Source organism: Herminiimonas fonticola, from assembly GCF_040395855.1.
In the GTDB taxonomy this organism is placed as follows: Bacteria; Pseudomonadota; Gammaproteobacteria; order Burkholderiales; family Burkholderiaceae_D; genus Oxalicibacterium; species Oxalicibacterium fonticola_A.
The window spans coordinates 1-12,609 of sequence record NZ_JBEBPO010000077.1 but is presented as its reverse complement, the minus strand read 5'-3'; the positions used below and the strand labels follow the sequence as shown (position 1 = coordinate 12,609).

The 12,609-nt window shown below is 52.2% G+C and carries 16 protein-coding genes; all 16 read right to left on the bottom strand.

Translation table 11 applies throughout. The annotated features are described in order from the left end of the window. A partial coding sequence (locus ABWP27_RS09950; RefSeq protein ID WP_353156109.1) for a fumarylacetoacetate hydrolase family protein occupies positions 1 to 644 on the bottom strand: 644 nt, incomplete at its 3' end. A 222-nt stretch (positions 645 to 866) separates the two neighbouring features. Next, positions 867 to 1,397: a thioredoxin family protein gene (locus ABWP27_RS09945; protein WP_353156108.1), complete on the bottom strand. Its 531-nt coding sequence runs from the start codon at positions 1,395 to 1,397 to the stop codon at positions 867 to 869. 52 nt (positions 1,398 to 1,449) lie between these two features. Then, positions 1,450 to 2,034, bottom strand: coding sequence for a rhodanese-like domain-containing protein (locus tag ABWP27_RS09940; protein ID WP_353156106.1), 585 nt, complete (start codon positions 2,032 to 2,034; stop codon positions 1,450 to 1,452). 16 nt (positions 2,035 to 2,050) lie between these two features. Beyond that, a complete protein-coding gene (soxB, locus tag ABWP27_RS09935; protein WP_502905333.1) occupies positions 2,051 to 3,763 on the bottom strand; it encodes a thiosulfohydrolase SoxB in 1,713 nt (570 codons plus the stop codon). 130 nt (positions 3,764 to 3,893) lie between these two features. After that, on the bottom strand, positions 3,894 to 4,508 hold the full coding sequence (soxX, locus tag ABWP27_RS09930) for a sulfur oxidation c-type cytochrome SoxX (RefSeq protein ID WP_353156102.1): 615 nt from the start codon (positions 4,506 to 4,508) through the stop codon (positions 3,894 to 3,896). An 11-nt stretch (positions 4,509 to 4,519) separates the two neighbouring features. Beyond that, positions 4,520 to 5,317 (bottom strand): sulfur oxidation c-type cytochrome SoxA, encoded by a 798-nt coding sequence (gene soxA, locus ABWP27_RS09925; RefSeq protein ID WP_353156100.1) that lies wholly within the window; start codon positions 5,315 to 5,317, stop codon positions 4,520 to 4,522. Between the two features lie 85 nt (positions 5,318 to 5,402). Next, positions 5,403 to 5,714 carry a thiosulfate oxidation carrier complex protein SoxZ gene (gene soxZ / locus ABWP27_RS09920; protein WP_353156098.1) on the bottom strand — a complete coding sequence of 104 codons (312 nt, stop codon included), beginning with the start codon at positions 5,712 to 5,714 and terminating at the stop codon, positions 5,403 to 5,405. A 47-nt stretch (positions 5,715 to 5,761) separates the two neighbouring features. Continuing rightward, a complete protein-coding gene (soxY, locus tag ABWP27_RS09915; protein WP_353156097.1) occupies positions 5,762 to 6,223 on the bottom strand; it encodes a thiosulfate oxidation carrier protein SoxY in 462 nt (153 codons plus the stop codon). Positions 6,224 to 6,280: 57 nt separating this feature from the next. Continuing rightward, the gene (locus ABWP27_RS09910; RefSeq protein WP_353156095.1) at positions 6,281 to 6,715 is read right to left on the bottom strand and encodes a pseudoazurin; all 435 of its coding nucleotides are present in this window, start codon (positions 6,713 to 6,715) and stop codon (positions 6,281 to 6,283) included. A 111-nt stretch (positions 6,716 to 6,826) separates the two neighbouring features. Continuing rightward, entirely contained in the window at positions 6,827 to 7,906 is a 1,080-nt protein-coding gene (locus tag ABWP27_RS09905) for a c-type cytochrome (protein WP_353156093.1), read from the bottom strand. Next, positions 7,890 to 9,245: a sulfite dehydrogenase gene (gene soxC, locus ABWP27_RS09900; RefSeq protein WP_353156092.1), complete on the bottom strand. Its 1,356-nt coding sequence runs from the start codon at positions 9,243 to 9,245 to the stop codon at positions 7,890 to 7,892. Before soxC ends, ABWP27_RS09905 begins: the two co-directional genes overlap by 17 nt. A 101-nt stretch (positions 9,246 to 9,346) precedes the next feature. After that, positions 9,347 to 9,691, bottom strand: a complete 345-nt coding sequence (locus ABWP27_RS09895; protein ID WP_353156090.1) for an ArsR/SmtB family transcription factor — start codon at positions 9,689 to 9,691, stop codon at positions 9,347 to 9,349. A gap of 169 nt (positions 9,692 to 9,860) precedes the next feature. Next, entirely contained in the window at positions 9,861 to 10,292 is a 432-nt protein-coding gene (locus ABWP27_RS09890) for a DsrE family protein (RefSeq protein ID WP_353156088.1), read from the bottom strand. Positions 10,293 to 10,318: 26 nt separating this feature from the next. Further along, on the bottom strand, positions 10,319 to 11,122 hold the full coding sequence (locus ABWP27_RS09885; RefSeq protein WP_353156087.1) for an MBL fold metallo-hydrolase: 804 nt from the start codon (positions 11,120 to 11,122) through the stop codon (positions 10,319 to 10,321). A 272-nt stretch (positions 11,123 to 11,394) separates the two neighbouring features. Beyond that, positions 11,395 to 11,967, bottom strand: coding sequence for a DUF302 domain-containing protein (locus tag ABWP27_RS09880; protein WP_353156085.1), 573 nt, complete (start codon positions 11,965 to 11,967; stop codon positions 11,395 to 11,397). Between the two features lie 196 nt (positions 11,968 to 12,163). Beyond that, the gene (locus ABWP27_RS09875) at positions 12,164 to 12,604 is read right to left on the bottom strand and encodes a nucleoside deaminase (protein ID WP_353156111.1); all 441 of its coding nucleotides are present in this window, start codon (positions 12,602 to 12,604) and stop codon (positions 12,164 to 12,166) included. Positions 12,605 to 12,609: the final 5 nt, after the last annotated feature.

Here is a 12,609-nt window from a genome sequence, read left to right as displayed (position 1 = left end):
TCGGCCACTGACCAGATCATTTTGTTCAAATCCGAGCTTTGCTTGACCTGGCCGTTTACCTTGAGCCAGATTTTCCCTTGCGTAAAACTGCCGATGCTGGCCGCAGGATGCAAGGGCCCGATAGGTGCCGACATGTCGAAACTCTTGCCGATTTCCCACGGTTTCTCTTCCTTCTTCATCGCGGCCTGCAAATCGCGACGTGTCATATCCAGGCCGACCGCGTAACCGAAGACATGTTGCAAGGCTGTTTCAACGGGAATGTTTCTACCACCCTTGCTGATCGCTGCAACCAGCTCGATTTCGTAGTGGTAATTTTTCGTCAGCGTCGGGTATGGATGATCAACCGTCTTGCCTGGCGCGATATATTGAATCGAGTCACTTGGCTTTTGAAAAAAGAAAGGTGGTTCGCGTGTCGGATCCGAGCCCATTTCGCGAGCATGCGCCGCGTAATTGCGACCTATGCAGTAAATACGGCGCACAGGGAAACGTTCATTGCTGCCAACGATAGGAATCGATGGCTGTGCGACGGAAAAAAGTGCCTTGTCGCCACCACCTTCGCCACGCGATGTGGCGCAACCGCTGACTGCTCCCAATGTCATCAAGCCGGCGGCCTGCAACATCCCACGTCTACTCATTTCAGCCATGTTGTCTCCTTGTATATTTTTTCGGATATGGCAAGCGACAGACACATCAAGCTGCGATGTGCCGCCTGACTTTCCATGTATACAAATATATACTGAATATATGCAAGAAGTGCATATATATAAAGAGAATTGCAATGTGCAGGTTGTAAGCAATGAGTTTGCAAATAAAAAATGGAACGATGCAATATCGTTCCATTTTTTATCAAACCTTGTTTCTACACACTAGGGATTCTGTTCTCTCTTGTTATCAGGTACCCCTGCCAGTTTCCTGGCCGACTCGGCAAATGCATTGTCAAGATACCCGCCGTACAAGCCTGCAATATCCCCGCCCACTATCGGTGCAGTGAGGACATTGCCATTTCCATCGATGAACAGCACGGTGGGCGCAGCAACTATGTTGAAGCGTTTTGCCACATCACGTTGAGTTGTCAGGCGATGATCGGCATGCTTCACCTCTTTCAGACTCATCATGTCTACCTCGCGAATGAGGGGACGGTCCTTTGCAGCATGATTACGCAGCAAAGGGGAAAGATAGTTTTGCCGCACCACTTTGCAGTAAGAACAATCCGGCAACGAAAAGAAAAGAATGACCGGTTTTTTTTCAAGCCTGGATATTTCTCCGTCATGCCCCAGGTCAACCAGTGGCGGCACCACGCCCGGTTTTGCTTCAGCCCCTTGCGCATGACCGATCACCAGGCTCGCATCCGAAAGAATGCAAACAATCAGGGCAAGCGATAGCAACACCTTATGCATGGCAGGCATCCTGAAAGAGATTTAAAAAAGAGTCGTCACACGTCTGCATGCGTCAGAATTTAGGGAAATACATCTTGCTTTTTTCGAGCTTGTAACTCCATGGCAGGCCTGAATTTTTCCATCCATTGACTACCCGCTCACCGGCGCGTGGCCCATCCTTGGCCACATCGCCCTCGAAACCGTCTACTACCGTATACACCCTGGTGTAGCCGAGATCGCTTAACAAGCTGGCTGCCCGTGCACTGCGATCGCCGGAACGGCAAATCAGGATGACAGCGTCGTCCTTGCCCATGCCCGCCGATTCCATGCGGCGTGCCAGTTCAGGAGCGAAATCACTATTGACCTCCAATTTAAAACGCGCGTTTTTATCGTCCCACGGCGCATCGTACGGATGCTCGACATATGGAATATTTGCATCGACCGGTGTCGCCATGCCGACATACGACACTTCCGCTCGGGTACGCACATCGACAAAATAAGCCTTGGCACCCAACTGGTTTTTCAATGTGCTGGCTTCGGCCGCATCCAGATACTTGCCGGCTTTGGATTGCTTCATCGCCGGCACTTTGGCCGCATCAAAAGCAAGCGCCGGCAAGCACACAAAGCAACAGGCAAGCAGGGAAAAGATTTTTTTCATATTCTTTTCCTCACGCTCAAGGAGCAATGCCTGGATTACCTTCCATGCCTATGATGCGCGGTGTGTTGAGCTTGCGTGGCGTAATGGTTTTATTGGTACGCAACCATTGTGCAACGACATCCCAAACCGGTTCACCGCTTGCACCCTCGGCGACCGGCGCCCATCCGGCAACCTTGTACTTCTTCGCCGCATCAATCAACTTGCCGTTCAAGCGCATATCCTGGATACGCGCCCCCATTTTTGCGTTAGGTTCGATTGCGTAAGTCATGCCGCCTACGCGCACCATATCGCCGCCCTGCTGATAATAAGGATCCGGATTGAAAAGATTATCGGCCACGTCTTCCATGATGGTCTTGATCGTGTCGCCGCTCAGTTCGGTCAGCGTGCTGTATGAATACGTGGTCGCCGTCTGGTCCATCAACTGTTCCATCAGGATCGGGCTGTTCGGCAACAGCGAAGTGCCCCAGCGGAATCCGGGAGAAAGCGCGATATCGGCACCCTTCACATCCATCAGTGCATCGACGATCAATTGATCAAACGTGCCGTTGAAGTTGCCGCGGCGATAAAGCGTGCCTTCGGTCATTGCCAGCTGCTCGCCCAATTTCGATTCGTAAGGTGCACGGATCTTGGTGATCAATGCATCCATTTCCCTATCGGCTGGCAGGAAATTGGAAAATACTGGCAACAGACGGTATTTGTATCCCTGCACCTTGCCACCGCGCACGTCGAAGTCGAGCACGCCGAGGAACTTGCTGTTGCTGCCGGCGTTGGTCACCAAAGTCTTGCCGCCCGCATTGCTGACGATGATCGGCGCCGGCATACCATCATGCGTGTGGCCGCCCATGATGGCGTCGATGCCGCGCACGCGCGAGGCCATCTTGATATCGACGTCCATACCGTTATGCGACAGTACAACGACAACCTGCGCGCCCTTGCTGCGTGCTTCGTCCACCATCAACTGCATGTTCTCTTCCTGGATGCCGAAGCTCCAGTCCGGCACCATATAGCGTGGGTTGGCGATCGGTGTGTACGGGAATGCCTGGCCGATGACGGCAATCTTCACGCCATTCATTTCCTTCAATACGTAGGGCGGAAAAACTGGATCGCCGAAATCCGTGGTCTTGATGTTCTGGGCCACGAAATCAACCTTGCCCTTGAAATCCTTCTCGACGATTTCCTTTACCCGCTTGTCGCCCAGTGTCATTTCCCAGTGTGCGGTCATCACGTCGACGCCCAATGCCAGACAGGCATCAACCATATCCTGTCCATTGGTCCACAGTGCAGTGGCCGAGCCCTGCCAGGTGTCGCCGCCATCCAGCAGCAAGGCGCCGGGGCGGCTCGCTTTCATGCGTTTTACCAGAGTCGCCAGATGCGCAAATCCGCCGACCTTGCCGTAGGTCTGTGCTGCTTTCTCGAAGTTCAGGTAGCTGAATGCATAGGCTTCCGGCGTATTCGGACGTACGCCAATGTGCTTCAGCAAATGTTCGCCGACCAGATGCGGCATGCGTCCTACCGCTTCGCCCACACCCAGATTGACGTTCGGTTCGCGGAAATAAATCGGCTTTAACTGTGCATGACAATCAGTGAAATGCAGGAAGTGAACATTGCCGAAGCGGGGTATGTCATACAGCTTGCTGGCGGATGGCGCAGCGATAGCTGTAGGTGCGTCGAGCAGCATGCCGCCAGCGGCCGCAATACCCATGACCTGGATGAATTCACGACGATTCAGGGCCATCTTGTTTCCTCAAAGAGATACGATAAAGCGTGCACCGGCGCCTAGTTCAAGAGGCCGATGCAGCAAAAATGAAAGTATCGAGATGCGCGATGCTTCGCGCATCTCGATGTAGCAGTCGCCGTCGTTATTTATTGACGGGCGATGCAGGGTCCAGCAGCAAGGCCATGACATCCTTGATCTGTTTTTCTTCAAGGATGCCGTTATGGCCGAAGCGCGGCATGTTGGAACATGCAGTGAAAGCCTGTGCGTTATAAATCTTGGCCCAGGTATATTTCATCATATCCTCGCTTTGACCACGAAGCTTGCCGTACTGATACAGCGAAGGACCGATATTGCCGAAAGAGATTTCCTCTTTGCTGATCTGGTGACAGGCATAGCAGTTACCGCCGTTCACACTGCCGACCTTGTCGGACGATTGCATGCCGCGACCATTCTGCGCAACTTTCTCGCCTTCCTTCCAGTTGCCCAGATATTTTCCATCGGCCGGATATTTGACCGTTTTCAGTTGAGAAGCTTCCAGTGCAGCAGCCTTGTCTTTCGGCACATCAGACGGATACTCACTACACAATTTCTGCGCCTCGTCCTGTTTGAGAACGCGTTCCAGAGTGGCCGGCCCCTTGGACTTGAAGTCGGATTTCATCATGGCGATGGCGGCTTTGCCGTAATCGGTTTCGGCCGTCACTGTAGCGCACCCGGCAATGGCTGCCGCGACTGTCAATACGATAGCTATTTTTTTCATGGTGGTCTCCCTTATCGTTTCAGCGCTGGGCCGTTATAGACGCCACCGTCGGCATTCTTTGCCAAGAACATGGTCACGGCAGTAATCACGTCCGAACCGTATACGGGCGTCGGGAAGCGCTGCTGCCGGAAACAATCGTTGAGACGATGCTGCATCGTACGCACCTCACCTTGCGAGACGCGATAAGCCGGCCAGGTTCCATAGGCTGCCTGTGCATCGTTCTTGTTGAGCAAATTAGGCAGATCCTGCAAGCGAATGCGCTGTTTGTCGGTCGCATGGCAAGTAGCGCAGGCGAAATCATGAGAGCCGCCCCGGTAGAAGAAAACCTTCTTGCCGATTTCATACGCACGCTTTTCCTCTGGATGCGACATCGGCACCGACATCTTCATACCGCGAGATTCGGCCGTGATGTAGGAGACCATAGGTTCGATCAGCGATGGCTTGCCGGTCGCGCCAAAGGGAACGGCGGTGGCCTGCTCGAGCGTCAGACCTTGCAAGGTCATGCGGCAATGCATCAGGCGCTGCTCAAGATCCATGACCTTGTTTACATCCTTGAAATACCGGGGAAGTTCTGCATAAGCTCCCTTGACGATACCGGGCCCTTTGCCAAGATCACATTTTTCAAGGGTGGCGTTTTTGGGGCCTGCCTTCGTTTTCCACAACTCCTCCCCTCGCATTTCCCACAATTCTGCAGGGTTGCCATCGGCCAGCAACTGGCGGTATTTTGCGATCTCGTCGCTTGTATCAGCCGTGGCATACGAAGTTGCGCCAAAGGCAAGCGCAGCAAGAAAATAGCCTATGCATTTCATAACGTCTCCTTAAATTTAACTGATGCGGTCTTTGCCACATTGCAGATATGGATCGCATAACATCGTCATGCGTCCGCTACCAATCCTACGAAATGACCGTTTCGTCGGTACGGCTGTCTCCAGTGTTGTCAGTCCACGTTATGGTGATCTTGTCACCTTTTGCACCACCTTTGAATTTGAACGACAGGAATGGATCTTTCGATATCGATGTACCCATCAGGCTATCGAGTACAACCTTGTCGTTGCACTTGGCAACCAGACTCTGGATAAAGTGCGCAGGAATGACTGCACCGGCTGCATCCTTGCGTTGACCGGTTTCCATATCGTGACGCATCAAGACCTTCACTTCGACGACGTCGCCGCTTGCACTGGCGCGAATGCGCATCGGATTTCCCATAATATTCCCCTCAAAATTGTTATGAACAGGTGTTGAACAGTCGTTGATTAACCGCCACAACCACCAAGGGTGACCTTGATCTCTTTACTCGCGATCAGCCACTTGCCATCAGCCTTGACCAATGCATGCACATTCGAGGTGCCGCCCATTTTTACGCGCGTACTGACGGTTGGTTCTGTACCTTCCGGAATGGTGAAACTTGCCGACAGCGGATTCGGATTCTTCTCGACCAGGATCGCCATGAATTCCGTTTTCGGCAGCTTGCTGGTGACGGACACCGGCACGACTGCACCGTTTTCTGCAATGTCAGGCCCATTGACTGCGATGTCGGTACTGATCTGTGCACCACTCGCACCCAGCGATTTCAAGGTGTCCTGCAGCGACTTCGCATCGAAACCGCCAGACTTCCAATCGGCTGCAAAGACGTCGCTTGGCTTCAAGATGCCAGCCGTGATTGCCAGCCCGAGTACCGTTGCTATACGCAGCGCGTCACGTCGACTCTGATTCATATACTTCTCCTCTTTATAAAAATAAAACCGTCATCTCCTCAACGGCAATGCAACAACTTACTTTACCTGCGCAAGCGCCTTGGCAAGGCGATCCTTGTTCATGACAAAGCTCTTCGATAATTTTTCGGATTCCTGTTTTGCTGCATCCAGATTGACAGCATTGCCGACTTGAATAACGCCGGCCATGCCCATGGTTTTATGCGGATCGCAGACATAAACGTACACGCCTTCCGTGGTAAGAGGAATCGAGACTTCTTCATCCATCTTGCCCTTCCAGGTAGCCGCGCCCGCAGGTACAAGAACGGAAGCACTGTTATGCGACGCGTCGACCTTGATGAACTTGACCGTATCACCTTTCGCTACCTTGAGAAAGGCCGGCTCGAAGGCCATGATGCCGTCCTTGCCACTATTGACCATCTTGATCTGATGTTCAGCAGCCGATGCGCCGATTGAAAATAACGCTAACAAGATGGCGGGTACTGCTTTGTTCATACTGTCTCCTGATTATTGATTTATTACTTCCATTTTTACGCGTCCATTACGCACTGCGTATTCACAACTTCAATCCAACATTCTCGTTACTGCTGCCGTAGTAACACCTGCTTACTTGGCGCCGGACAGAATCCAGTTCACCAGAGTCTTCACATCTTCATCCTTGACATGCGCCTGGGCCGGCATAGGCACAGGCCCCCATGCGCCGCTGCTGCCATTCTTTACCCGGTTGAACAATGTGGTTGCGGCGGCAGAATCGCCCTTGTATTTGGCGGCGATCTCATTGAATCCCGGCCCCACTATTTTGTTGTTGATGCCATGACAGGCAACGCAGGCATATTGTTTTGCCAAACCCAGCGCCTTCGGTTTGGCTGCAGCCTCTGAAGCTGCGGCCGGCATCGCAGTTGCTGCAGCAGACTTGCGCGCTGCAGAAGAAACCGGCACCACTGATGCAGGCATGCTTGTATTCACGCCACGCACTTCACCGAAGGTGCGATTCTGTTCCTGAATATTGCCGTGCGCATTTCTGGATGGCGCAGGCAAGGACGAACGAATATCGCTGCTGGCCGGGCAATCCTTCATGCACGCAACACTCTTCACATCCGGCTTGCCTTTGACATCCCACATGCCATGTTTTTGCGTCATGCCGTTACGATTCGGCATGAGCTTTTGTACCTCAGCGATATTCTTGTCCGACAAAGTAAAGTCGTCCGGCAAGACTTCCGCCATATTCAGGATGTAGGCTGTCACTGCGTAGACTTCTTCTGTCGTCAGCGACTTCGGCGCCGTCCAGGGCATGGCGCGATTGATGTAATCCCACAAGGTCGATACGGTCGCAACCTTCATCATCGTGGTGCGTTGCGGCTGCTTGTTGGTAACCAGTGCAGCGACACGTCCCGTCTTGACATCTTCCTTGGTCGTGCCACCGACGATAGGCGTGAACACTTCGTTCGACTCACCGAAAGTACCGTGACAGGATGCACACTTCCCCTCCCACACTTCCATGCCCTTGCTGACGGTACCTGATCCCTTAGGCAAGCCCTTGAAATCGGGGCGCACATCAATATCCCACGCAGCAATTTCCTTCTCGGTCGCCGTGCGGCCGATATGCGGATAAGCAGTTTGCGCGCATGCAATTGCACCGGTCGCGACCAGTGCCAGCGCGACGACGGTTTTAATAAACCTGGACATTCGACACCTCGCCTGATTCCGACACTTTCCACGACTGGATCGCATTGTTGTGATAAATGGAGCGTGTACCGCGCACTTCGCGCAACTCATTGATCTTCGGCTGTACATAGCCGGTCTCGTCAATCGCGCGCGATTGCAATACGACTGGCGAACCGTCCCAGACCCAGTTGATGTTGAAACGCGTCAGGCACTTGGTATTGACAGGCCCTTCCAGTCTTGCAGTGCGCCAGTTGCGGCCGCCATCGACAGATACATCGACGCGCTTGATCTTGCCGCGCCCCGACCATGCCAGACCAGTGATGTTGTAGAAGCCTTTATCCAGCAGCATTTGCCCGGCGGACGGTGTGGTGATAACCGATTTGCACTCCTGTACCGACGTGTATTGACGGTACATGCCATCCGGCATTGCATCGATATAGTGGATCGCCTCATCCTTGGTTGCATATGGCTTATCGCCAACCTCGATACGGCGCAGCCATTTGACCCATGACACGCCCTGCACGCCCGGCACAACCAGACGCAACGGGTAACCGTTTTCCGGACGCAGCATTTCACCATTCATACCCCAGGCAACGATCACATCATCCAGTGCACGATCCATCGCAATGGTTCGGGTCATGCTCGAACCATCTGCACCTTCAGCGAGTACAAACTTGCCGTTCTTCTTGTCGTAACCGCAGTCTTCAAGCAATACGGACAAAGGCACGCCGGTAAATTCGCAGCAGCTCAGCATGCCGTGTGAATATTGCACAGTCGGCACGGCGACGTTGCCCCACTCCATTGCAGTGTTGGCTCCGCATTCGATGAAATGCATGCGCGATACCGATGGCAGGCGCATCAAATCATCCATGGTGTACACCTTGGGATTTTTCACCAGACCATTGATCATGAAGCGATGCTTGCTCGGATCGATGTCATGCCAGCCCTGATGATGGCGCTCGAAATGCAGGCCGCTCGGCGTAATAATGCCAAACAAACCCTGCAATGGCGCGAACGACACAGATGCCGCGCCTACGCGCGTCAGCCCGGGGGATTCGCGGCGCAGCAGGTTGGTTTCATATTTGGAAGGAACACCATAGCCATTTGTAACGACCGGTTGACCCAGTGTGGTTGAATGCTCAGGCAGATTCAGAATATTGGGATCGCCGTCCGGCATCGCAGCACGTGCCAACGGAACGCCGCCGGCCATTGCAGCTCCAGCCGCGAGAAAACTCTTGCGCAGAAAGCCGCGCCGTTCCTCGCTCAAACCCTTGCTTGTAATTTCGTGGGCCAGTACCGGGTCCACAAAGTTTTCAGGCGCACGCAATATGCGGCCCGTTTTTTTTATGTCATTTGCCACGCAATGTCTCCCGCTTGAACCTGCTTGTATTTATTTATATGCGCATATAACTATAAACGCATATTTATGAAAACAACTAGCCCTTTTTTTGATTGCTTTGCTTAATTGATTTGTCGTCTTTTTTCCGCAACGGGAGGAACCATTGCGAGCATCGGTTCGCCACCGACCTCTACGGCAATACGTCCACAAACCGATTTGCACAGGTCGATTGTCTTTTCATCATCAACCCGATAAAAAACCTGAGTCCCCTCCTTGCGACGCGCAAGAATTTTGGCTCTATAGAGCAGGGTCAGCTGGCGCGATACATTGGCCTGCGTCGACTCGACTTGTGCCACGATATCCCCAACCGATCGCTCGCCGTTACACACTGCATAAAGAATCTTGAGACGAGTTGGTTCGCACAGCAGAGAAAAGTAATTGGCTACTTCCTCGAACACCTCGTTCATGCTCTCTTTGTTAAAATTCTTATCCACAATCAAGACCGTTCAAATAATAAGCAAGCAAAATTCAATCAATCGATCAAAGATGCGCTCACTCCATTGCACCGATGTGCGTCACGCAGCTTCAAACTCCAGGTCCTCATCATACAATAGTGGTCCTGGCTGACAGCCGTCATTACGGCTTCAGATAGGCATACCCTTCACGTATCTGCAATCGCGCCACTTCAGCAACACCGGAGGGCACGATGGTCGCTTCCGGTATCACCTGCGCCTTGTCAATTTTTCGCGCTTCCAAAGTATTGTTGCAAACGCGGAATTCAACATTGTGGCGCATCGACAGTTCCTGCACGGTGGCGTCATAGGGATTGCCATTTTTATTCTTCGCACCTTCCAGCAAAAAATCGATGCCGGGACCATGGGTGACGACGACGATCTTGGCTTTTGGACTGGCAGCCAAATGGTTGCGAATATTGTTCAACGCAGCAGTCGCAACCGCGCTATCGCTAATGTGATAAACCACCTTTTCTTCACGTTCCGCAGCGTTGGCAGCAAGCATGCCGATGGCAGCCAATAGAATGGCCATGGAGACTTTACGCAGAAATTTCATTTTATTCTCCTATCAAATCGAATCGATTATTGCGTACCGAGACTTTCTTTTTCCATCAGCAAATAACTGCCATAGGCATTGATACGATTCGCCGGCTGGAATGCCGGATATTTTTCGAATCGGGACCAGTCTACTGCAAGATAGGCTTCATCAAACGGTATCAGGTCAGCAACGGCCTCACCCATTTTTTTCCGTAGAAAAATCAGATACTCGCGTGTCAACTGCATGTCCTTTGCAGGTTCGGTCGACATCCGGCCATGGCCAGGGATAACAAATTCAGGTTTGACTTCCAGCATGCGATCCAGTGCTTCCAGCCAGCGTTTGCTATCGGCACTACCTACGAATGGAATCCGGCCTGTGAAAAACAGATCGCCGGCAAACAAGACCTTGTCTTCTTCGACAAACAACATGATGTCTTCCGACGAATGGGCTCCGCTGGAGTCAATGACGCGAAAATGCAGGCCGCCCATCTCAAATGCAATCGTCTTCGCATCAGTGAAATTCAGCCATCTATCTGCAGGGATCAAACGCGTCTTGCTGTTGACCCACGGAGCAAGGTCGGCCCTGCGTTGCTTCAGGCGCGCCTTGGTATCATCCGAAGCCAGTGTGGCACGCGCATTTTCGTGTGCCCATACTTCCGCGCCCTGCTCTTTCAATACCTGCAGGCCGTAAAAATGGTCGGCATGATAATGGCTGACAATCACTCGTCGGATGGGTTGGGGCGTTACTTTCCTGATCGCTCTTACCATCGCCTGCCCCAGCGTCGGTGTAGCCAATGCATCGAACACCACAACACCTGCATTGGTAACGACGAAGCCTGCGTTTGACATGAAGCCCTTGTTCGCAGCACTCGCCATACCCGAATCACCCTCAAAGAAATACACATGAGGCGACACTTTGATAGGGTTTAGCTCTATGTCATTGAGTTGCGCCGCGCATACGTTGAATGCAACGAGCACAGCCCAAACGAAACCGAAGGTTTTCAGATAAGGATGCATCAGGTCTCCATGTCTGAACTCCAATGTGGAGTTCAATACAATTTGCTTATATAGTTATATATGCAAATATTGCCTAACGATCGCTGCCGGTGTCAAGCGAATGATCAGAATTCGCCAAGTGCGCCTCTCTCCATCATTTTCCAGATCGTGTCGCGAACCTTATGTACAGATGCGCGCAAATCTGGCGGCATTTTTCGACCCATGCCTAACAGCATGTCCATATTCAGCGAATAAATCCACAGCCCATCCTCTTTTTCAACAATCGTCAGACGACATGGCATGTAAGCCGCCATGTGCGGACTGAAATCAATCATTTTCCGCGCAATGATGGGACTGCAAAATGAATACACTTTCAGGAAAAGCTGAGGTTTGCCGGTACGTAATTCCAATTCTCGCGAAAGATGAAACTGGCCGACAGATTTAATATTGTCTTCGGCAGCAACGCTGTCGAATGCCTGCTCGACTTCTGCAATCGATATGCCATCCTTGACTTTACGACTCCAGGTAGTCGCAGCTGCGATATCACCTTCCGACTCTACCCATCGATCCCAGACATCCAGGGCCTGAGTACCAGCTCCTGCTTCCGTATTGTTGATTGCATGCAGAGTGCCGCAAGCACATAACTGCAAAAGTAAAACGATCAGTAGACTGTCTCTCGTCCATTTTAATATTTTCATATCTCCGACAATCTCAATCTATTTTGCGCGCGCCGGGAAAAACAGCTTGCGTACAAATACCACTGCTCAAACATATTGGCAACCCGGGATGAACTGTACCGGCAGCTAGCGACCTCGATCTTGAAAGCAATGACTTGACTTGCATGCAGAAAAAAAATGGCGCCGGAAAAACGATGCTTGCCAAAGCAATTTCAACCTACGCACATTCACCTTGCACGCCGTACAACTGCGCAGCAGTGATGCCGACATCGAGCCGGACAAGCGGCAAAGGTGGCGACAGCAGCGACAAGTTCAATGCTTGATAAGCCGCATCGCTGGAAAGCCCATAAGGTGCGGCATCCTTATTGTCAAATGCGTAGTAGACAGCATCCACACCGGTCAGGACCATGGCAGCCAGACACATAGGGCATGGGTGACCGCTTGCATAGATCACGCTGCCTTTCAGATTGGGACGTCCCAAACGCTGGCTGGCGCTACGTATCGCTTCCATTTCCGCGTGTGTCGTTGGATCGTGACTATGCACAATGTTATTCACACCGACTGCAATCACTTCATTATCAATCGCCAATACTGCACCGAATGGCCGGCCGCCTCGCTCGCGATTTTCTTGAGCAAGTTGCACCGCTTCGCGCAACATTTTTT

Excerpts from the sequence above, each read along its gene's own strand:
- ABWP27_RS09940 (WP_353156106.1), bottom strand. The coding sequence starts at position 2,034 with ATGAAAAAAATCTTTTCCCTGCTTGCCTGTTGCTTTGTGTGCTTGCCG.
- ABWP27_RS09895 (WP_353156090.1), bottom strand. The coding sequence starts at position 9,691 with ATGAACGAGGTGTTCGAGGAAGTAGCCAATTACTTTTCTCTGCTGTGC.
- ABWP27_RS09875 (WP_353156111.1), bottom strand. The coding sequence starts at position 12,604 with ATGTTGCGCGAAGCGGTGCAACTTGCTCAAGAAAATCGCGAGCGAGGC.
- ABWP27_RS09945 (WP_353156108.1), bottom strand. The coding sequence starts at position 1,397 with ATGCATAAGGTGTTGCTATCGCTTGCCCTGATTGTTTGCATTCTTTCG.
- soxZ (WP_353156098.1), bottom strand. The coding sequence starts at position 5,714 with ATGGGAAATCCGATGCGCATTCGCGCCAGTGCAAGCGGCGACGTCGTC.
- soxX (WP_353156102.1), bottom strand. The coding sequence starts at position 4,508 with ATGAAAAAAATAGCTATCGTATTGACAGTCGCGGCAGCCATTGCCGGG.
- ABWP27_RS09880 (WP_353156085.1), bottom strand. The coding sequence starts at position 11,967 with ATGAAAATATTAAAATGGACGAGAGACAGTCTACTGATCGTTTTACTT.
- ABWP27_RS09890 (WP_353156088.1), bottom strand. The coding sequence starts at position 10,292 with ATGAAATTTCTGCGTAAAGTCTCCATGGCCATTCTATTGGCTGCCATC.
- soxY (WP_353156097.1), bottom strand. The coding sequence starts at position 6,223 with ATGAATCAGAGTCGACGTGACGCGCTGCGTATAGCAACGGTACTCGGG.
- soxA (WP_353156100.1), bottom strand. The coding sequence starts at position 5,317 with ATGAAATGCATAGGCTATTTTCTTGCTGCGCTTGCCTTTGGCGCAACT.
- ABWP27_RS09885 (WP_353156087.1), bottom strand. The coding sequence starts at position 11,122 with ATGTCAAACGCAGGCTTCGTCGTTACCAATGCAGGTGTTGTGGTGTTC.
- ABWP27_RS09910 (WP_353156095.1), bottom strand. The coding sequence starts at position 6,715 with ATGAACAAAGCAGTACCCGCCATCTTGTTAGCGTTATTTTCAATCGGC.
- ABWP27_RS09905 (WP_353156093.1), bottom strand. The coding sequence starts at position 7,906 with ATGTCCAGGTTTATTAAAACCGTCGTCGCGCTGGCACTGGTCGCGACC.